Origin of the sequence: Natronohydrobacter thiooxidans (assembly GCF_001884735.1) — a bacterium.
In the GTDB taxonomy this organism is placed as follows: Bacteria; Pseudomonadota; Alphaproteobacteria; order Rhodobacterales; family Rhodobacteraceae; genus Roseinatronobacter; species Roseinatronobacter thiooxidans_A.
On the sequence record NZ_MJAP01000035.1, the window covers coordinates 82,875 to 103,025 of the forward strand.

The following is a 20,151-nucleotide window of genomic DNA, read 5'->3' on the forward strand; positions in this document are numbered from 1 at the left end:
GCCCTCTCAGAACATGCGGAAGTTGGTGATCGACCGGCGCGCAAAGCGGGCCAGATCGTTGGGGTTGTCGTGCTCCATGACAAAGAGCTTTACACCGGCATCATGCAGGGCCGCCCTGATTGCGGGCCAGTCCATCACGCCCTCGCCCACATCGGCCCATCCGTCCTCGTCTGCGGCCTCGCCCTCCGGGGCAATGTCCTTCACATGCGCGGCGGTGATCCGGTCGGCATGGTCCTTGATCCATGCGAGCGGCTCGGCACCCCCCCGCACGATCCAGGCGATATCGGCTTCCCATTCCATCGAGGGCGCGCCTTCGAGCAACAGCGTCATCGGGATTTCACCCGAGGACAGCGCCATGAATTCCCAATGGTGATTGTGCCAGCCGAAACGCAAACCCGCGTCCTGCACGCGCTTGGCCGCGACCTCCAGCCGTGTGGCCAGCTCGCGCCATGCCGTCGCATCGGCACCTTCGCGGTAAATATCATCCGGCGCAGGGCAATAGAGCTGCGACATGCCGAGCGCGCGCGCGGCGGCGATCGTCTTGTCGAACTCTTCCTCAAAGCTCGCCAGAGGGAAGAAATGCCCCGAAGGCATCGAAAGCCCGCGCGTATCGAGTGCCGCGCGAAAGGTGGCCGCGTCCTGATAGACCCCGCCAAAGCCTTCGACCTGTGTGTAGCCAAGCGCGGCAAGTTGATCGAGCACATCCTCCCAGGGGGTGAAGTTGCGCGCTGAATAAAGCTGGAATGAGACATCCATGCCGGGAACCTTTCCGGTTGTGTTGTGGCCCTGTCAGAGCCGGTTTTCCGTTTTCTTGTCGAAGAGTGACAGCCGCGCCGGATCGAACCCGATGGGCATGCGGTCGCCAATGGCCACCGGTTCCTGCCCGTCCATGCGGAAGCGAAGTTCCTGCCCGTTCACCGTGGCCCAGACCTGCGTGTCGGATCCCATCGGCTCGACCATATCGACCAGAGCTTCAAGCTGAACCGGCTGCCCGTCGGCCCAGCGGCCCGACTGGATATGCTCGGGCCGCAGCCCCAGCCAGACCGGGCCGGATGTGGGCGCGCCGACGAATTCATAGCCCTGCACCGAGAAGGACAGGCCCCGCCCGGTGTCGAAACTCTGCGCTGCGGCCTCAAGCTGGCCTTCCATGAAATTCATCGCGGGCGAGCCGATGAAACCGGCGACATATTTGTTCACGGGCCGGTTGTAGATTTCCGAGGGCGGCGCAAGCTGCATGATCTGCCCGCCCTTCATGATCGCGATCCGGTCGGCCAGGGTCATCGCCTCGACCTGATCATGGGTCACATAGATCATGGTGTTTTTCAGCGTCTGGTGCAGGCGCTTGATCTCGACCCGCAGATCGGCGCGCAGTTTCGCGTCGAGGTTCGACAGCGGTTCGTCGAACAGGAACACATCCACATCGCGCACCAGCGCGCGGCCAATGGCTACCCGCTGACGCTGGCCGCCGGACAATGCGCCGGGCTTGCGTTTCAGCAGCGGTTCAATCTGCAGGACCGCGGCGGCGCGGGCAATGCGCGTTGCAATCTCATCTTTGGGCACGCGCGCGTTCTTCAGCCCGAAAGACAGGTTCCCCTCGACCGTCATCTGCGGATAGAGCGCATAGGACTGGAACACCATGCCGATGCCGCGCTGCGAGGGTTCTTCCCATGTCACGTTGCGGCCCTGAATATGGATCTCTCCATCCGTGACATCCAGCAGCCCCGCGATGCAGTTCAAAAGCGTGGACTTGCCACAACCGGATGATCCGAGCAGCACCAGAAATTCGCCCTGTCCGACCCGCAGATTCAGATCCTCCAGCACCGTGACAGCCCCGAAGGCCAGCTTCAGTTCCTTGATTTCGATAGAGTTTTCCATGTTCTCAGCCCTTGACTGCGCCGGCAGCAATGCCGCGAACAAAAAGTCTGCCAGAGAAGAAATACACCACCAGCGGCACCAGCCCGGTCAGCAGGGTGGCCGCCATGTTGACATTGTATTCCTTCACGCCCTGCACCGAATTGACGATGTTATTCAGCTGTACGGTCATCGGGTAATTCTCTGGCCGCGTGTAGACGACGCCGAACAGGAAATCGTTCCAGATGCCCGTGACCTGAATGATGCCGGACACCACGAAGATCGGCAGCGACATCGGGATCACGATACGGAAGAATATCCCCCAGAACCCTGCGCCATCGACCCGCGCCGCCTTGAACAGTTCTTCGGGCAAGGCTACGAAGTAGTTGCGGAACAGCAGTACATTGATCGGCATCGCAAAGATCGTATGCACCAGCACAAGGCCCCACAGCGAACCAAACAAGCCCATTTCGCGCAGGATGATCACCAGCGGGTAAAGCAGCACCTGATAGGGGATGAAAGCGCCCAGCAGCAGGATGCCGAAAAACACTTCCGAGCCTCTGAACCGCCAGCAGGCCAGCACATAGCCTGTGAGCGCCGCGACCGACACCGACAGGATCAGCGACGGGATCAGGATACGCACCGAGTTCCAGAAGCCACGGCTCAGTCCGTCGCAATTGATGCCGGTGCAGGCTTCCGACCAGGCTTTGACCCAGGGCTGGAATGTGATTTCGACAGGCGGCGAGAAGACATTGCCGACGCGGATTTCCGCCATGTCCTTCAGCGAGGTGACAAGCATCACATAGAGCGGCAGCAGATAATAGATGCTGAAGACAATCAGCGTACCATAGAGCATGATATTGCGTGGCGCGAAGGCACTTTTCGGCTTGGCCCCGCGCGGGGTCACTGCGCTCGCAGTTCCGGCAGCCGTGGTGATTTCGGTGGCACTCATTGGCGCTTCTCCCGGAATTGCATATAAGCCCATGGGATCAGGATGATCGCGACAGTGACCAGCATCATGGTCGAGGCCGCAAAGCCCTGTCCCAGATTCTGACGGGTGAACAGCGTGTCATAGACATATTTCGCGGGCACTTCGGACGAGATGCCGGGACCGCCGGATGTCATGGCGACAACCAGATCGTAAAGCTTCACAATCCCGCTTGTGACCAGCACCAGCGCTGTCACGAAAACCGGCTTCATCATCGGAATGATCACAACGACATAGGTCTTCCAGACCGGGATGCCATCCACGCGGCAGGCTTTCCAGATATCCTCGTCGATCCCGCGCAGCCCGGCGAGCATGATGACCATGATCAGGCCCGTCCCCTGCCACAATCCGGCGATCAGCAGGCCGATAATGACCAGATCGGGGTTATAGAGCGGATCGAAGTTGAACCCCGAAATGCCAAGCCCGCGCACAATGGACTGGATGCCGAATTCCGGGTTCAGGATCCATTGCCAGACCAGCCCGGTAACGATGAAGGACAGTGCGAACGGGTAGAGGAAGATCGTGCGGAAGGTATCTTCATAGCGGATCTTGCGGTCCAGCAATGCGGCCAGCAGAAAACCCAGACACATGGTCAAGACCAGCGACACGATCCCGTAAACCGCAAGGTTTTCGATCGAGACCAGCCAGCGCCGCGTACTCCAGAGCCTCTCATACTGGTCAAACCCCACCCAGCGCAGACGTGGCAGCAGGCGCGAGTCGGTGAAGGAATGAACGATCGTCCAGATCGTTCCACCAACAAAGACGCCAAGACCAACAAGGACCATGGGGATGGCGGCAAGCTTGGACGAGAAGTTTCTGAACAATCGGATGGGCGGGCGTGCACGGGCGCCGCCGCTTCTGGCGCGGGACATCAGGGCCTCCGGTCTGTCTGGGGAATGTGGCCCTTCACTCTGGCGAAGGGCCACGGCCTTGCGGATCAGTCCGCGCTGGCGATGATCTCAACATAGAGGCGCTGCGCCTCTTCTGCCGAGAAGTTCGGATCGTTCCAGAACTCGACCATCAGATCCTCGATCTGGCCCTGCGTGTCCGGCGAGAATGTCTGGTTCGCATCGGGCAGGATCGCGCCGGTTGCCAGAATTTCCAGGCCCTTCTGCATGCAGTCATTGGCTGCGGCGAGATCAATATCACCGCGCACCGGCAGCGAGCCTTTCTTCAGGTTGAAAGCCACCTGCGCCTCTTGCGAGATCATCAGTGATGCGAGTTCAAGCTGCGCGGCCTCGACCTCGGGGTTATTGACCTTGGGGAAATAGAAGGCGTCGCCCCCGGTCGAGATGATTTCATTCACACCCAGACCCGGCAGGCAGGAATAATCCTCGCCCGCGACAAGCCCGGCCACCTGAAATTCGCCCTGTGCCCAGTCGCCCATGATCTGCCCGCCAGCCTGACCGGTAATGACCAGATTGGTCGCCTGATTCCAGTCCTGCACGTTGGAGCGTGCGCTGAAGGCACGCGCCTGAGCCGCCGCTTCAAAAACGCGGGCATATTCGGGTCCGGCCGCCACTTCGGCATTCTGGTCAATATGCACGGCTTCCCATGCCTCGATACCGGCAAGCGCAATCGCCATGACACCGAAAGCACCGTTCGACTGCCAGGGCTGCCCGCCCATTGCCAGCGGGATTTTCCCGGCTTCTTCCAGCGCAGGCGCGGCGGCCACGAATTCATCCCAGTTGGTCGGGACCGGGACACCTGCATCTTCATAGGCCTTGTGGCTCAGCCACAGCCATTGCCAGGAATGAATATTGATCGGAACACAATAGATGCGGCCATCCAGCGTACAGCTGTCCAGAAGTGAGGTCGGGTTCACGAAATCGCGCCAGCCCTCTGCCTCGGCCAGATCCGTCAGGTCGAGCATCAGGCCAGCCTCGACCAGTTCCTCGGCCTGACGCCCGTGGTTGAACTGCGTGGCGCCCATCGGATCGCCACCGGTAATCCGGCCAATCATGATAGGCCGCGCGGTGCCCCCGGAGCCGGCGATGGCGCCATCCACCCAGTTGTGCTCGGTATTCTCATTGAAGAGACGCGCAAACTCGGCGACAGCGGCAGCTTCGCCGCCCGATGTCCACCAATGCGTCACTTCAAGATCGACAGCGAATGCTGCGGATCCAACGGAAATCAGGCTGGTGCTGGCCAGCAATGCGAGGGTCTTTTTCATGCGTTCCTCCCTGAACGGCGAAAGTGTCGTGCGCTTCGGTGCGACGGCAATCCTGGAACTCCCTTGCCAGCACCGTGTAATCGATTACACTTCACCTCGACGGCTGTTCTTGTTGGAGCCGAATCAAGATGTAATCGATTACAGAAGCTTCACCTAGCTGCGACAACCTGTCAAGAAGTTTGTCACAGAGCCACACAAGGTCAAATGCCCCGATGCAGAAACTCCAGCCCAAGATCAAGGATGTCGCGCATGTCGCGGGCGTATCGACCGCAACGGTCAGTCGCGCCCTGACCCAGCCTGAACGCTTGTCAGAGACGACGCGCGAGAAGGTCTTTGACGCCATCCGCGCCACGGGCTACCGGGTCAACAAGGCCGCGCGGAACCTGCGCACGCGCCGCGCCGGGGCGGTTCTGGTGCTGGTCCCAAATCTCGGAAACCCTTTCTTTTCCACGATCCTGTCCAGCATCAACGAGGTGTTGGCCGCAAATGGCTATTCCGTGCTGGTCTTCGACAGCCAGCAACCCAGCGCGCCTGGTCAGGTCGTCTCGGACTATATGCTCAACGGCAGCGTGGACGGGTTGATCACGCTTGATGGCAACGTCTCCAGCGCGATGGGTGACACACTGAAGAACGCCCATATGCTCGGAAATGTCGTGTTCTGCTGTGAATGGTCCGATGCGCTGCCCTTGCCGTCAATTCGCAGTGACAATGCGCTGGGGGCGCGGCTTGCAGTCGATCATCTCTTCGCCCTGGGCCATCGCAGGATCGCCCATGTCACCGGCCCGGCAGATAATATCCTCGCAAAGGTGCGCAGAGCTGCGTTTGAAGCGCGATGCGCGGAGCTTGGCCTCACTGTTGCACCCGAATGGATCATTCCGGGCGATTTTACACTGGCGTCGGGCGCGCATGCCGCAGAACAGCTTGTGGCGATGCCCGAGCGTCCGACGGCCGTGTTCTGTGCCTCTGATGAGATGGCGCTCAGCCTGATATCCCGCTGCAAGCAGCATGGGCTGAGCGTTCCGAAGGATCTGTCCGTGGTCGGATTCGATGATCTGGAAATCGCTGGCTTCGTGCAACCATCTCTGACCACCATCCGGCAGGATCGTACCGGCCTCGGGCGGCGCGCGGCGGAAGAGCTGATCACACGCCTGAATTCGGTTCAGCCGCAAGAGATATCACGCATCGTCCTTTCACCGGTCGACCTGATCATCCGCGATACAACCGCGACTATCGGCCCGTAACCGCCCTGCACCGCACAAACTGTCTGTTCTGGCACGCTTCGTCAGACACTCAGATTTCGCGCAGCTCGCTTACGAAATCATACCGGTCGCCACGATAGGCTGAGCGCGTCAACTCGACCATCGTGCCATCCGCCAGATAGCCGCGCCGCTCGATCCGCAATACTGCGGCACCCGTGGGCACGCCGAGATGCTGCGCCTCTTCCTCGGTTGCAAGCGAGGCGGTCACACGCTGAAGCCCTGTCACGGGTTTCGCCCCGGTCAGCGCGAGTGCGGCATAGAGCGAGCTGTCTACGCTATTGTGGTCGCGCAGATATGCTTCCGGAACCACGGCATGTTCCAGAGCCAGCGGCTCGCCATTCGCGGTACGGATGCGGCGAAAGCGCTTTACCGGCGTGTTCACAGCGAAACCGAACGCAATCACCTCGTCGGGGGATGCCAGATCGGTTGCCTTTTCCAGCCAGACCGACCCGGCAGCCAACCCGCGCCTGCGCAAATCTTCCGAAAACCCCGCCAGCATGGACGAGGGTTGTTCGATCCGAGGCGCAACATAGGTGCCCGAACCCTGCCTGCGCGAGAGCACACCCTCGCGCATCAGCAGATCAATCGCCTTGCGCACGGTGACACGGGACACGGCCATGCGCTCGGCAATGTCGCGTTCGGAGGGCAGTGCCTCACCCACGGCAAATTCGCCCTGATGGACCTTCTCGCGCAGGATTGCGGCCAGCCGGACATAGATCGGCGTGGCTTCGGCCCGCGAGGTGAGAAGTTCCTGACGCAGGCTCATTCCGCCCCCCTGAAGACGGTGATTGCCTCGCGCAATATCCCCCCGGCTTCTGCCAAGGCAGCCTCTGCCTGTTCCGGCGCTGCGCCCAGCGCCACCAGAACCGCAGGCTTCACCCGCCAGCCACAGTGTTCCAGTGCCGCCGCCGCGGCTTCGGGCGAGACATCGGCGATCCGCACGACCATATCGCGTGCGCGCCCCCGCAGCTTGATGTTCTGCGGGCGCATATCGACCATCAGACCCTCATGCACATGACCCAGTCGCACCATGATCTGCGTCGAGATCATGTTGAGAACGACCTTCTGCGCGGTTCCGGCCTTCATCCGGGTCGAGCCTGCGACAACCTCGGCGCCGGTTTCCGTGGCGATCGCATGTTCCGCGACCTCCAGCAGCCGCGCGCCGGGGTTGCAGGAAATCGCGACGGTCAGTGCACCCGCAGAACGCGCGGCCTGCAGCGCGGCGATCGTGAAAGGTGTACGCCCGCTGGCCGCGAGCCCGATCACGAGATCCTGCGGGCCGATCCCGGCCGCCGCGACCTGCGCGCGCGCATCTTCCGCGTCATCTTCCGCACCCTCGATCCCAAGGCTCAACGCAGCAGGACCGCCCGCGATCAGGTACTGCGTGCGCTCTTCCGGCCAGTTGAAGGTCGGGCCCAGTTCGGTGCCATCCTGCACGGCAATGCGGATCGAGGTTCCCGCGCCCGCATAGACCAGCCGCCCGCCTGCGCGCAGGCGCGGCAGCGCCGCCTCAACCACCTCGGCAAGTGCAGGCAAGGCCGGGCCGATACTGGCAACGGCGGCGATCTGGCTTTCCCAGATGGCGCGCAGCGCGGTCAGGCTGTCCCATGTGTCGAGCGCGCGGTAACGGGGGTCTGCATGTTCTGTCATGAAATAGTCCTTAAGCTCGGATTGCCGGGAAAGTCACGCGGCCATTCGCAACCCGTCATCCCCGAAATGAAATGCACGCGCCATGTCAGGGGTCACGAAAGCACGGTCATCGACCGAGGCTGCGTGTTCCCCGAACAACCGCACCGTGATCAGCCCATGCGGGTCGGCACGCAGATAGATCAGCGTCTCGCCGCCAAGATGCTCGACATGGCTCACCCGCCCCTCGATCAGCCCACCGTCGCGCGAAAGCGTCAGATGTTCAGGGCGGATACCAAGCGACCTGCCCGGCTGACCCAGCGCAGGGGCATTGAGGAAATTCATCTTCGGTGAGCCGATGAAACCTGCGACGAATTCATTGGCGGGGTTGTTATAGAGCTCCATCGGTGCGCCGACCTGTTCGATCCGCCCGTCGCGCAGCACCACGATCCGGTCGGCGAGCGTCATCGCCTCGACCTGATCATGGGTCACATAGATCATGGTCGCGCCCAGTTCGCGGTGCAGATTGGCGATCTCGATCCGGGTCTGGACACGCAGCGCGGCGTCAAGGTTCGACAACGGTTCATCGAAGAGAAAAAGCTTTGGCTTGCGCACAATAGCGCGGCCAATGGCGACGCGCTGGCGCTGCCCACCGGACAATTCACCGGGGCGGCGGGTCAGGTATTTCTCCAGATCCAGCATTTTCGCGGCGCGATCGACTTTCTCGGCAATCTCGGCGCGCGGTTGCCCGGCCTGTTTCAGCCCCAGCCCCATATTGTCCCGCACATTCAGATGCGGGTAGAGCGCATAGGACTGGAATACCATCGCGATTTCGCGCTTGGAGGGCGGCACCGTGTTCACCACCGCTGCGTCGATGCAGACATCGCCCGAGGTGATATCCTCCAGCCCGGCGATCATGCGCAGCAGCGTTGATTTCCCGCAGCCCGAGGGGCCGACGAAGACGCAGAACTCGCCGTCCTTCACCTCCAGATCCACATCGCGGATCACATCGACCGGGCCGAAAGACTTGCAAACCTTGTTCAGTGTCAGATTTCCCATGAGGTTTCCCCTCCCTTACCCAAGACGCACAGGCTGACCTGTGCGCACGCTTTGATCTGCCGCCAGACACACCGCGACCGACCGCACAGCATCGGCCACATGGCGGCTCAAATCCTGATCTTCGCTGATGGCCTGTGCCATTGCGGCCGCCTGACGGTCACACAGACCCTGATGGCCGGGGCTGTCCGCGAAGCTTCGCACACTCTCGCCCTGCCCGATCGGGGCCACGATCAGATGATCCGCCGCGGTGTGTCCCTCGACATCAGCAGAGCCGATCCCCTGCGGCGCCCGCAAACTGACCGCACCGCCCGGCGAGACGATATCCTTCACGAAATGGGCGGTCTCGGACATCATCGGCCCCCAACCTGCCTCGTACCAGCCACAAGAGCCATCGGCGAAGAGCACCTGAAAATGGCCGTAATTATACATGTCCGGCGCAATCTCATCCGACAGGCGCAAGCCCATGCCGCGCACTTCCACAGGTGCCGCATCGGTGATCTGGCACATCACATCGACATAATGCACGCCGCAATCGACAATGGGTGCGGTGGATCGCATCAGCGCCTTGTGGATTTCCCATGCCGGACCGGTGGAACGCTGGTTCAGATTCAGCCGGAACACATACGGCCCTTGCAGGTCGCGCGCCGCCTCGATCAGCGCCACCCAGGTAGGGTGATGGCGCAGGATATGGCCAACCATCAGTTTGCGGCCCGTGCGCTTGGCAGCCTCGGCCACGGCCTCGCAATCGGCCACAGTGGTTGCCAGCGGCTTCTCCACAAAGACATGCGCGCCCGCGTCCATGGCCTTGATCGCCAGCGCGGCATGGCTGTCGGAATAGGTCGCAACCGCAACCATATCGGGCTTGTGCCGCGCCAGCGCCGCGTCGAAATCCTGCTCGACGGGCAGATGCGCCAATGCCTCGGGCAAGGCAACATCCGAGCGGTTTACCAGCCCCACCAGATCGAACTCGGGGCGGGCCTGATAGGCCAAAGCATGGCTCTGCCCCATCTGCCCAAGCCCCACCACCAGAACCCGGATCATTTCACCGCCCCCCGCGTGATGCCGCGAATAAGCTGGCGCGAGAAGATCAGATAGAGCACCACCACCGGAAAGATCGCGAGTGTCAGAGCCGCAAGGACCGCGTTCCAGTTGGTCACATACTGGCCAAGGAAGATCTGGCTGCCCAGCGTCAGGGTCTTGGTGCTTTCACCCGGCGCGAGGATCAGCGGGAACCACAGGTCGTTCCAGATCGGGATCATGGTGAACACCGCGACCGTGGCCAGCGCGGGTCGGACCAGCGGCAGCGCGATGGTGAAGAAGATGCGATATTCGCTCAACCCGTCGATGCGCGCGGCGTTTTTCAGATCATCCGACACCTGCCGCATGAATTCCGACAGGATGAACACCGCCAGCGGCAGGCCATTGGCCGTGTAAACCAGGATCAGCGCCCAATGCGTGTTGACCAGATTGGCCGCGACCATCATTTCCAGAATGGCGACAGTGCCCAGCCGGATCGGGATCATGATGCCAAGCGCCAGATAGAGCCCCATCAGCAGATTGCCGCGAAAGCGGTATTCGGCCAGTGCAAAGGCCGCCATGGCCCCGAACAGAAGCGCGAAGAAAAGCGAGGCCACGGTGACGATCAGCGAGTTCTGGAAATAGAGCAGGAAATTGCCCTGCTCCAGCACCGTCTGAAAGCCCACCAGATCAAAGCTCTGGCGCGTGGGCAGCGCAAGCGGATCATTAAAGATCGCCCGGCGCGATTTCATCGAATTGATGACGATCAGAAAGACCGGATAGAGCGCGAGGATCGTGTAGGCGATCAGGATCGCATGGGCGGCGGAAGAGCGCAGGATATTGGCGCGTGCTGACATGATCTTGCCCCCTCAGAATTGGTAGCGGCGCAGCCGCGTCTGGATGCCGAACAGGTAAAGCGACACACCGGCCAGGATGATGAAGAACATCACCGTTGCCACAGTCGCGCCCATATGCGGATCACCCAGTTGCAGCTGGAAACCGAAGAAGGTGCGGAACAGGAAGCTGCCCAGAATATCGGTCGAGTAGTTCGGGCCCGCCAATGCGCCCTGCGCCACATAGATCAGATCGAAAGCGTTGAAATTGCCGACAAAGGTCAGGATCGAGATGATCCCGATCGTGGGCAGGATCAGCGGCAGCTTGATCTTCCAGAACTGGCTGGCCCCCGTGATCCCGTCCATCTCGGCGGCCTCCAGCACCTCGTCCGGGATCGACAGCAGGGCCGCATAGATCAGCATCATCGGAATGCCGACGAATTGCCAGACAGAGATCAGCGCCAGCGTCGTCAGCGCCGAGCTTTCCTGCCCCAGCCATGGCGCGAACCAGTTTCCCAGGCCAATTGCATCCATCATGTTCGGCGCGACCCCCCAGAGTGGCGACAGGATCAGTCGCCAGACAAAACCCACAATCACGAAACTCAGGATTGCGGGAATGAAGATCGCTGTGCGGTAGAAGGCAGCAAACCGCAGCCGGGGTGAAGACAGGATCGCGGCCAGCGCGATGCCGATCGGGTTCTGCACCAGCATATGAATAATGAAGAACCACAGATTGTTCCATGTCGCGTTCCAGAAGGCCCCCGACCAGCGCGGATCGGTGAACAGTGTCACGAAATTCGCCAGCCCCACGAATTCCCGCGTATTCCCTTGGCCGCGCGTGAACAGCGACAGGTTCAGCGTGCCGAAGAGCGGGATGATCATGATCGCCGTATAGACAATGAGAGCAGGGGCCAGAAACACGGCGATATGCCAGCGGATCGGGCGCCGCGTTGCGCGGGACCGGGACATGGGAACCTCCGATTGCATGGGGGCATGGCCCCGGATCAGGTCCGGAGCCAGAGTTCGCGCTTACTGATGCGGCGCATACCAGGAGGACAGACCCGCCTGCAAAGCCTCGCCCGCTTCTTCGGGAGTCCATGTTCCGCGCATCACATTTGCAGAGGCAGTCCAGCTCTCGTTCGACAGGTTCGGCGTGCCGCGCGAAACGATCTGGTGGAAGGGACGGATCGTGCTCTCGCACTGTCCGCGCCAGCTCAGGAATTCTTCTGCCAACGGATCATCAAGCGTCACCTCGGCCGAAGAGAGCGGGAAGAAACCGGGGATCGCATTAGCGAAAAGCGTCGAAGCTTCAGCACCCGTCAGCCAGTCGAGGAAGATGCGCCCGGCCTCCTGATTGGGCGACGCGGCATTCAGGCCGATCCCCATATCGGTGTGATCCGAGATGTAGCACCCCTCGGTCCCGGCGGGGACAGGCGGCGGGAAGGCGCCCATCTCGAAATCGGCCTGCTCGCGGAAGCCTGCGATTTCCCATGAACCCGAAGGATAGATCGCAGCACGACCGAGCGTGAACAGGTTCTGACTGTCAGGGTAGCTTTGCGACTCATACCCGCGACCAAGATACTGCGACCAGCGCGCGAGTTGACGGAACGGAGCGACCCATTCCTCATCGGTCAGGCGGCTTTCCCCGGCGATGAGCGCCGCGCGCCCCTCCTCACCGCGCCAGAAGTTCACCCCGATATTGGCAAAACCCATCGTGGCGGCTTCCCACTGGTCGTTGATGCCCATGGCCATCGGGATATAGCTGCCCTCTTCCTGGATCGCATCCAGAACGGCGAAGAACTCGTCTTCGGTCGCAGGCACTTCAAGCCCAAGCTCGTTGAAGATATCGACATTGTAGATGAAGCCGTGGATCACCGAGGCCAGCGGTACGCAGAAGGTCTGGCTGCCATCATCCGTAGACCATGCCGATTTCGCGACATCCGAGTAATTGGCCATGCCCGGCAAATCCGTCAGGTCCGAGAGCTGCCCACGCTCGAAAAGCTGCAGCGACGCATCAAAGGCGCGGCAGGTGACGATATCGCCTGCGGTGCCCGCATCAAGCTTCGAGTTCAGCGCGGAATTATATTGCGCGGGCGCGGTTGGCTGAAAATCCAGCCTGATGCCGGGATGGGCAGCCTCGAATGCCGGAATGATCTGGTTGCGCCAGATCGTGATATCGTCATTCCGCCAGCTTTCGATGGTCAGTGTCACATCCTGCGCGAACACCCCCGTTGCACAGAGCGCAAAAGCTGTTGTCAGGGACAGGGTCTTACGGATCGTCATGGCAGTCCTCCTTGTTGCAGCAGGGGCACCATGCCGGACTCGCGATCCCGTTTCCGCCAGTGCCTCCCCGCACATCAGTAGAACCAAATTAATACCATTTGTCCAGAGAAATTTCTCCCATCGCCCAACGAACCGATCCGTAAAGGTGACAAAGAAGGAATAACTTGTTATATATCATGGGATAAATGTACGATGTTCAGCTGCATTCAGGCCAGATTCCAACTCAGATTTTCGCCAATACCACTCAAAACCACTTTTCATTTGGTATCGCTTTGGTATTATGAGCGCGAGGAGATACTGATGCAGATATTTGTTGGACTGGATGGCGGCGGCACGGCCTGCAGGGCGCAGGCGCAACTGGGTTGCGGCCCGTACACCGAGATCCTGACTGGCGGCGCCGCCAATGTTTTCAGTGACTTTCCCTCGGCACTGAATGAAATATCAGCGCTTCTTGCCGCAGCATTGGAACAAGCCCGCGCGCTGGCACCGGGGGTCATATTTGCACCGCCGCAAATCGCGATCGGTCTCGCGGGGGTCAGCGAATCCGGGGCCACCACACGCTTGCGCAACGCACTCCCCTACGCGCAATTGACAATTCTGGGTGACATAGACATCTCGCTTGCCGGGGCTTTCGAGGATCAGGATGGAATCGTGATGGCCGTCGGCACCGGTTCAGTCCTTGCGCGCCAGCGCTCTGGTCAGATGCTGCGCCTTGGTGGCTACGGTTTCACCCTCGGCGACGAGGGCAGCGGCGCATGGATTGGCCGCGAGGCATTGCGCCGCGCGCTTCATGCGCGCGACAGGCTTGGCCCCGACGGCCCGCTGGTTGCCGATATCTGGCACAAACACGCCACGCTCGCGGATATGATCAGCTTCGCCGGGCGCGCAAAACCGTCGGATTACGCGGCTCTCGCGCCGCTTGTGCTTCACCATGACCGACAACATTGCCCGGTGGCGGGATCGATTCTCGACGAAGGATGCGCCTATCTGCTGGCTGCGATCACGCGGCTGCAAGAGGGGGACACCGATATGCCGGTAGCCCCACTTGGTGGGCTGGGATCAGCCCTGCTCGACCGGATCACAGGGCATGGAGGTGCAAAACTGCGCCGAACCACCCCGAAGGGAACAGCGCTGGATGGCGCGATATGGACAGCGCGTCAATGCGCCAGAACAGAGGATTTGCCCGCATGACCCAGACCTTCATGGCTCAGGAAATCGCAGAGATTCCGGCAAGCGTCGCGGCCTGCCTGAGCAATAACGCCGAGGCACAGGCCGCTCTGGCCGAAACCCTGCGCGCCTTCGACCCGCAGCTTGTGATCACGGTCGCGCGCGGATCATCCGATCATGCGGCGAGCTACTTCAAATACGCCTGCGAAATCGTGACCGGGATCCCGGTGGCCTCGGTCGGGCCATCCATTGCCTCGGTCTATGCCACGCCGCTGCGCCTGCCGCGCACCATGTCACTGTCGATCTCTCAATCCGGCCAAAGTCCGGATATCGTGGCCATGACCCGCTCGGCGCGCTCCTCTGGCGCGATTGCAGTTGCGCTGACCAACAATCCCGAGAGTGATCTTGCCCGCGAAAGCAATCATTGCCTGCCCCTGCATTGCGGACCGGAACGTAGCGTCGCGGCCACCAAGAGCTTCGTTACATCCGTCGTGGCGGGACTTGCGTTGCTGGCCACCTGGCGCGACGATCAGGCCCTTGCGAAGGCGCTGAGCGCGCTGCCCGATGCCTGCGAAAACGCTCTGGAATGTGACTGGTCTGCCCTGTCCGACAGGCTGGTGCGCGCGCCCGCGCTCTATGTTCTTGGGCGCGGCGCAGGCTATGCCATCGCCAGTGAGGTCGCGCTGAAATTCAAGGAAACATCGGCTATTCATGCCGAAGCCTATTCCGCCGCCGAAGTGATGCACGGTCCGGCGGCACTGGTCGAGCGCGGCTTTCCGGTGCTGGGCCTGATCTGCGAGGATGCCGCGCAAGAAGGATTCTCGGCGACGACCCAACGTCTGAAGGCGCAAGGGGCCGATGTCTTTGCAACCGCACCGGTGCCCGGGGTGATCGAACTCCCGGTCGCACCACCGCTACACCCGCTGATCGACCCGCTGTTGCGTGTGGTGTCCTTCTATGCCTTCATCGAGGCCTTGGCCCGACGCCGTGGGCTGCAACCCGACACACCACGCCATCTGCGCAAGATTACCGAGACAGTCTGATGATCCGAGTGTTCAAAGCGGCCCATGTCTTTGACGGCTGGGCCCTGCATCGCAACGCTGCGGTCAGCGTGACGGCAAACGGCGAGATTGCCGCTTTGCACCTGGAGGGCGGGATCCCGCCGGGCGGCGCGGAGGTCACGGATTTCGGCGCGGGCATCCTTGCCCCCGGATTTGTCGATCTGCAGGTCAATGGTGGCGATGGTGTGATGGTCGGGCCGGACACGGATACCGCGCAACTCGCGCGGATCTGTGCGGCGCATATGCGTCTTGGTGCAACCGCCATCCTGCCGACATTGATCAGTGACACGCCCGAGACCACGCGCCGGGTGATCGAGGCCGGAATTGCCGCCGCGCGCCAGAACCTGCCCGGCTTCGCCGGTCTGCATCTCGAAGGCCCGCATCTCGACCCGGCACGCAAGGGGGCGCATGATCCAGCATTCCTGCGGCCCATGACCGAAAGCGACCTCGACCTGCTCTGCGCCGCCGCGCAGAAATTGCCCGCGCTTCTGGTCACGCTGGCCCCCGAATCAGCGACGCTTGACCAGATCGCAGCGTTGTCCCGCGCCGGGGTGATCGTCAGTCTTGGCCATAGCGACTGCTCGGCCGAACAGGCGCGGGCCGCCCATGCCGCCGGGGCGCGCTGCGTCACGCATCTCTATAACGCAATGGGCGCATTGGCGAACCGCTCTCCCGGACTGGTCGGCGCGGCGCTGACAACGCCGTTTGTGGCCGGGATCATCGCGGATGGCGTCCATGTTGCGCCGGAATGCCTGCAGGTGGCACTCGCGATGAAATCCGCCGATACGCTGTTTCTCGTCAGTGACGCCATGGCAGTTGCTGGCAGCAGTGCGGACCAGTTCACCCTGAACGGGCGGCGCATCCTACGGCGGCAGAATCGCCTGACGCTTGAGGATGGGACATTGGCGGGTGCGGATATCTCGCTACCGCAATCGGTGCGCCATCTGGTTGGACTGGGGGTTGACACTACGCGCGCCCTGGCGATGGCCAGTCGCATCCCCGCCGATATTATCCATGCACAGGACCGGGGAAGGATGACACCGGGGGCGCGTGCGGATTTTGTTGTCCTTACACCCGACCTGGAACTAACGGCTACCTGCCGCTCTGGCGCCCTCGCATCTGAATAAGAAGGCTCTCTTGGTGCTTATCCAAGAGAGCCAACCCATTTTCTAGCTTCTCAGATAGCTCTCCATACTGTCATCAAGCGCGTCTCTCCACGGCGTATGATGCACCGGCGCCATGCTGCCGGTGATGACAGAGCGATAGCTGTTGTCGCGGAACGCCATGATGTCCTTGGCCTTGTGCTTCTTCCATTCAAAGAAGGCTTCCGACGCACCTTCGATGTCAAACGACGGGTAGTCGGTTTCCGCCACCAGTTCCTTGACGTAATCGGCCTGATACTGGATGGCATATTTCGTGTCCTCACCGGCATCTTCCCGCGCGACGCGCTCGGTGACATCGGCGAGCAACGTGTCCTTGTCCGCTGGGATTTCGATCTTGCCCATGATCGCGTCCCTCACCCACCAGGCCTGCGCGTCGAACATGTTGAAAGTGAACCACTGGTCCTGCATCCCGAGGTAGAAGAGCTTGGGATTATGTACCCAGACCACGCCCTTATACAGGTCCGCCGTGGCCAGCCGGTTCGCGGTTCTCAGGCGCAGATCATCAGGCAGGAAGTTGAAAAAATGCTTGTAGCCCGTGCACAGGATGATCGCATCCACATGTTTCGAACTGCCGTCGACGAAATAAGCGGTATTGCCCTCGACCCGCTCAAGCGCTGGTTTTTCTTCCCAGTTATCAGGCCATTTGAACCCCATCGGCGCTGACCGGTAGCATGAGGTGATCGACTTCGCCCCGTATTTCCAGCATTGCGAGCCAATATCCTCTGCGGAATAGGATGCGCCCATCACCAGAATCTCCTTGCCAGCAAATTCGCGCGCATCGCGGAAATCATGAGCATGCAGCAAGCGACCGTTGAAGGTTTCAAAACCCGGATAGTGCGGGACATTCGGGACCGAGAAATGACCCGAGGCCACAATCACATGGTCGAAGGTCTCGGAATAGACATGATCCTTCTCATGGTCATGCACAGTCACGGTGAACAGGCCAGTATCCTCATCATACTCGATCCAGCGCACGGGTGAGCTGAAGCGGATCCAGTCACGCACCCCGGCTTTCTTCACGCGCCCCTCGATATAGTCGAACAACACGGCGCGCGGCGGATAGGACGCGATCTGCTTGCCGAAATGCTCCTCGAAGGAATAATCGGCAAATTCCAGCCCTTCCTTGGGTCCATTGGACCAGAGATAGCGGTACATCGAGCAATGCACCGGCTCGCCGTTCTCATCCAGCCCCGTGCGCCAGGTGTAGTTCCACAGCCCGCCCCAGTCGCTCTGCTTCTCGAAGCAAACGATCTCGGGGATTGCCTCGCCCTTGGCCGCGGCGGATTGAAAGGCGCGCATTTGCGCGAGCCCCGAAGGACCGGCACCGATAATGGCTATTCGTTTCTGGGACATGTAGCGCTCCATGTTGGCAGGTTTGAACCAATTATGCATTCTATCTGAACCAAAACTGCGCCAATAAGGACCAATCTGTCAACCAATTTTCACCAAAGGAAACCAAATTTCATCTGCAGGCCTAAAATCTGCTCTCGCACTGCCCGCTTCCCGTGCTAGACCAGACCCATGAACGAGCCCAGTTTCGCCCATCGGATCGCCATGCGCAGCCTCTTGCCCAGCTATCGCGTGGGCATGTCACAAGAGATCACGATTGGCATGCTGGTGCCGCTCAGCGGGCCGGCGGCCTCCTGGGGGGAACCAGGGCTGAACGGATGCCGCATATGGGAGGATTGGCTCAACACCGCCGGAGGCGCATTGATTGCAGGTCGGCGCTATCCGGTGCGCATCATTGCCGAAGACTCGGGCTCCACACCCGATCAGGTGCTGGAGGCCGCGCGCAAACTCGTGCTCTCGGACAAGGTCGCGCTCCTGATGATGCTCGGGGGCGACACCAGCGCGCCGCTGCGGGAGTTTCTGAATGCCCATAAGGTGCTGGCCTCGACCCTGCTGCCTACTGACCTGTCGCCTGACATGCGCACCCTGATCGCCCCATCCGAAGTGCACCCGGTCTATAATGTCACTGCGGTTGCATGGCTCGCACGCACACGGCCCGACCTGAAACGAATCGCATTATGCAGCCAGCGGGATTCTTTCGGCCTGCCATCGCTTGCCACCTATCGCGCGGCCCTGCGCGCAGCCGAATTGGCGCTTGCCGCAGAAGTGCAGTATCCTCCGGATCAGACCGATGTGGCGGCCATCGTGGACCCGATGCTTGCCGCAAACCCCGATGTGCTGTGCTGGTGTACGAGCTACACGCCGTTGGTCCATGCAATGACCGAATACGCCCATCTACAGGGCTTCCGGGGCACGATCCTGTCCTGCACGATGGACCAGTATGACCGGCTGATCGCGCGCACCTCGCCTGATTTCATGGAAGGAACCGTATTCCAATTCCCCGATTTCGATGATCCGGCCTTGACGGAAAAGGCCTTCTTCTTCAATCAGCCCAGCCTGTTCTATTCTGAGTATCAGCGGCGCTTTCCCGGAACATGGAGTGCAGTGAGTTGGGAATATGCCGCGATTCTCGATATCTGGCATGCGGCAGTCGAAAAGGTCGGTGCCCTGGGGGCGGCATCCGTGATGGCGGCGATGAAGCAGATGGGAAGCGTCAGCCACGCCTTCGGACCTGCACAATGGTGGGGCGAAAGCCTTTTCGGGATCGACAATGCCTTGGTCGGGGACTGGCCCGTTGTTCGGATCACCGAGGGCAAGGCTCAGGTCGTCAGCTTCGAATCCATCCCGGACTGGCTGGCACAACACGAATCGCTGCTGATCGAAGAAATGTCAGACCTCGGCCAGATTTGGCACCAGAGATTCGGACGCAACACCAACAACACCCCGACCTCGGCGCGCGGGCTTGTCCTGTAAGGTGCGTGCTGAGCACGCACCTTACAGGGAGCAGAGTGCACTCAGTTCTCGTGCAGCAGCAGCTTCTGTTCCTCGATCAGGTGCAGTTTGATAAACTCGACCGCCGCTTCCACATCCCGCGACGCGATGGCGTTGAACAATGTGTTGTAGCGTTTCTGATACTCCGCAATCCGGTCCGGGGTCAGATGCCGTCGCATCAGCGCGGTGCGGAAACTCTGACGGCAGACCGCTATTGTCAGCTCATAACAGGATTCCAGCAGCGGATTGCGCGTGCCCTTCGCAATCTTGCGATACAGATCTTCCTCACAGTTCACAAATTCCGACACATCTGTCCGCACCGCCTCAATGCGCGACACGATCTCATCCAGTTCATCCAGCTCGCGCGGGCTCATATTGATCGTGGCAAGGCGCACCATCTCAGGCTCGATGATGCTGCGCACCACCAGATGATCCAGCGGACTGGTGCGCTCGGCCACGCTGTCGGGCTGATTGTCCGGCGCCGCACTAGCACGCCAGATCACAAAACTGCCGCTGCCGGCGCGGCGACGGATGATGGCATGCGACTCCAGCACATCCAGCGCCTCGCGGACGGTGTTGCGCGACACGCCCAGATCGGCGGCCAGAGACCGTTCGCTGGGAAGCCGCGTATCGGCAGGATATTCTTCGGCCTTGATCTTGGCAAAAAGCGTATCAATGACCACTTGCACCGTCCCGCCAACATTATAGCCCGAGATCAGCTCTGCATCCGGTCTGCTGGCCATGCGCAATCCCACTCTGGTTTCACCCTGGTTCTCTTGCGCCACGGGTCTGCACAAGGGGCGCGCGATACTCAACTTATGTCCTGTATC

At 61.0% G+C, this 20,151-nt stretch carries 19 protein-coding genes; 5 read left to right on the forward strand and 14 right to left on the reverse strand.

The window, feature by feature from the left end; translation table 11 throughout:
* Nucleotides 1–6 precede the first annotated feature (6 nt).
* The 5 genes from BG457_RS18690 to BG457_RS18710 all read right to left on the reverse strand — a co-directional run bounded on the left by BG457_RS18690 (nucleotide 7) and on the right by BG457_RS18710 (nucleotide 5,012).
* The gene (locus BG457_RS18690; RefSeq protein ID WP_071799376.1) at nucleotides 7–756 is read right to left on the reverse strand and encodes a sugar phosphate isomerase/epimerase family protein; all 750 of its coding nucleotides are present in this window, start codon (nucleotides 754–756) and stop codon (nucleotides 7–9) included.
* A 33-nt stretch (nucleotides 757–789) separates the two neighbouring features.
* Nucleotides 790–1,875, reverse strand: a complete 1,086-nt coding sequence (locus BG457_RS18695) for an ABC transporter ATP-binding protein (protein ID WP_071799377.1) — start codon at nucleotides 1,873–1,875, stop codon at nucleotides 790–792.
* A 4-nt stretch (nucleotides 1,876–1,879) separates the two neighbouring features.
* On the reverse strand, nucleotides 1,880–2,803 hold the full coding sequence (locus tag BG457_RS18700) for a carbohydrate ABC transporter permease (protein ID WP_071799378.1): 924 nt from the start codon (nucleotides 2,801–2,803) through the stop codon (nucleotides 1,880–1,882).
* The gene (locus BG457_RS18705; RefSeq protein ID WP_071799379.1) at nucleotides 2,800–3,711 is read right to left on the reverse strand and encodes a carbohydrate ABC transporter permease; all 912 of its coding nucleotides are present in this window, start codon (nucleotides 3,709–3,711) and stop codon (nucleotides 2,800–2,802) included. Before BG457_RS18705 ends, BG457_RS18700 begins: the two co-directional genes overlap by 4 nt.
* A gap of 65 nt (nucleotides 3,712–3,776) precedes the next feature.
* Nucleotides 3,777–5,012, reverse strand: coding sequence for an ABC transporter substrate-binding protein (locus tag BG457_RS18710; protein WP_071799380.1), 1,236 nt, complete (start codon nucleotides 5,010–5,012; stop codon nucleotides 3,777–3,779).
* A gap of 212 nt (nucleotides 5,013–5,224) precedes the next feature.
* On the opposite strand from BG457_RS18710, the gene BG457_RS18715 reads away from it, so the two are divergent.
* Nucleotides 5,225–6,253, forward strand: coding sequence for a LacI family DNA-binding transcriptional regulator (locus BG457_RS18715; protein WP_071799381.1), 1,029 nt, complete (start codon nucleotides 5,225–5,227; stop codon nucleotides 6,251–6,253).
* Between the two features lie 49 nt (nucleotides 6,254–6,302).
* Here BG457_RS18715 and BG457_RS18720 read toward each other — a convergent pair whose 3' ends face one another.
* From BG457_RS18720 to BG457_RS18750, 7 genes are read right to left on the reverse strand one after another with little or no spacing between them, the layout of a single operon-like run.
* Nucleotides 6,303–7,037 (reverse strand): GntR family transcriptional regulator, encoded by a 735-nt coding sequence (locus BG457_RS18720; protein ID WP_071799382.1) that lies wholly within the window; start codon nucleotides 7,035–7,037, stop codon nucleotides 6,303–6,305.
* Complete coding sequence (locus BG457_RS18725; protein WP_071799383.1) at nucleotides 7,034–7,921, reverse strand: N-acetylmuramic acid 6-phosphate etherase; 888 nt, start codon at nucleotides 7,919–7,921, stop codon at nucleotides 7,034–7,036. The genes BG457_RS18720 and BG457_RS18725 overlap by 4 nt, the downstream gene beginning before the upstream one ends.
* 33 nt (nucleotides 7,922–7,954) lie before the next feature.
* Complete coding sequence (locus BG457_RS18730; RefSeq protein WP_071799384.1) at nucleotides 7,955–8,956, reverse strand: ABC transporter ATP-binding protein; 1,002 nt, start codon at nucleotides 8,954–8,956, stop codon at nucleotides 7,955–7,957.
* 15 nt (nucleotides 8,957–8,971) lie between these two features.
* Complete coding sequence (locus BG457_RS18735) at nucleotides 8,972–9,997, reverse strand: Gfo/Idh/MocA family protein (protein WP_175546837.1); 1,026 nt, start codon at nucleotides 9,995–9,997, stop codon at nucleotides 8,972–8,974.
* The gene (locus BG457_RS18740) at nucleotides 9,994–10,830 is read right to left on the reverse strand and encodes a carbohydrate ABC transporter permease (protein WP_071799385.1); all 837 of its coding nucleotides are present in this window, start codon (nucleotides 10,828–10,830) and stop codon (nucleotides 9,994–9,996) included. The genes BG457_RS18735 and BG457_RS18740 overlap by 4 nt, the downstream gene beginning before the upstream one ends.
* Nucleotides 10,831–10,842: 12 nt before the next feature.
* Nucleotides 10,843–11,775 (reverse strand): carbohydrate ABC transporter permease, encoded by a 933-nt coding sequence (locus BG457_RS18745; protein ID WP_071799386.1) that lies wholly within the window; start codon nucleotides 11,773–11,775, stop codon nucleotides 10,843–10,845.
* 60 nt (nucleotides 11,776–11,835) lie between these two features.
* Complete coding sequence (locus BG457_RS18750; RefSeq protein WP_071799387.1) at nucleotides 11,836–13,089, reverse strand: ABC transporter substrate-binding protein; 1,254 nt, start codon at nucleotides 13,087–13,089, stop codon at nucleotides 11,836–11,838.
* Between the two features lie 300 nt (nucleotides 13,090–13,389).
* Between BG457_RS18750 and BG457_RS18755 the strand changes: the two genes are divergently transcribed.
* Genes BG457_RS18755 through nagA form a run of 3 tightly spaced genes read left to right on the forward strand, consistent with a single transcriptional unit; the run spans nucleotide 13,390 to nucleotide 16,444 of the window.
* Nucleotides 13,390–14,280 carry a glucosamine kinase nucleotide-binding domain-containing protein gene (locus BG457_RS18755; RefSeq protein ID WP_175546838.1) on the forward strand — a complete coding sequence of 297 codons (891 nt, stop codon included), beginning with the start codon at nucleotides 13,390–13,392 and terminating at the stop codon, nucleotides 14,278–14,280.
* Complete coding sequence (locus BG457_RS18760) at nucleotides 14,277–15,299, forward strand: SIS domain-containing protein (protein WP_071799389.1); 1,023 nt, start codon at nucleotides 14,277–14,279, stop codon at nucleotides 15,297–15,299. The genes BG457_RS18755 and BG457_RS18760 overlap by 4 nt, the downstream gene beginning before the upstream one ends.
* Nucleotides 15,299–16,444 (forward strand): N-acetylglucosamine-6-phosphate deacetylase, encoded by a 1,146-nt coding sequence (gene nagA / locus BG457_RS18765; RefSeq protein ID WP_071799390.1) that lies wholly within the window; start codon nucleotides 15,299–15,301, stop codon nucleotides 16,442–16,444. Before BG457_RS18760 ends, nagA begins: the two co-directional genes overlap by 1 nt.
* Before the next feature lie 42 nt (nucleotides 16,445–16,486).
* On the opposite strand, the gene BG457_RS18770 is transcribed toward nagA, so the two are convergent.
* Nucleotides 16,487–17,833, reverse strand: a complete 1,347-nt coding sequence (locus BG457_RS18770) for an NAD(P)-binding domain-containing protein (RefSeq protein WP_071799408.1) — start codon at nucleotides 17,831–17,833, stop codon at nucleotides 16,487–16,489.
* Between the two features lie 168 nt (nucleotides 17,834–18,001).
* Here BG457_RS18770 and BG457_RS18775 point away from each other — a divergent pair, with 168 nt between their 5' ends.
* Nucleotides 18,002–19,303, forward strand: a complete 1,302-nt coding sequence (locus tag BG457_RS18775) for an ABC transporter substrate-binding protein (RefSeq protein ID WP_071799391.1) — start codon at nucleotides 18,002–18,004, stop codon at nucleotides 19,301–19,303.
* A gap of 41 nt (nucleotides 19,304–19,344) precedes the next feature.
* Here BG457_RS18775 and BG457_RS18780 read toward each other — a convergent pair whose 3' ends face one another.
* On the reverse strand, nucleotides 19,345–20,064 hold the full coding sequence (locus tag BG457_RS18780; protein ID WP_071799392.1) for a FadR/GntR family transcriptional regulator: 720 nt from the start codon (nucleotides 20,062–20,064) through the stop codon (nucleotides 19,345–19,347).
* Between the last annotated feature and the right edge of the window lie 87 nt (nucleotides 20,065–20,151).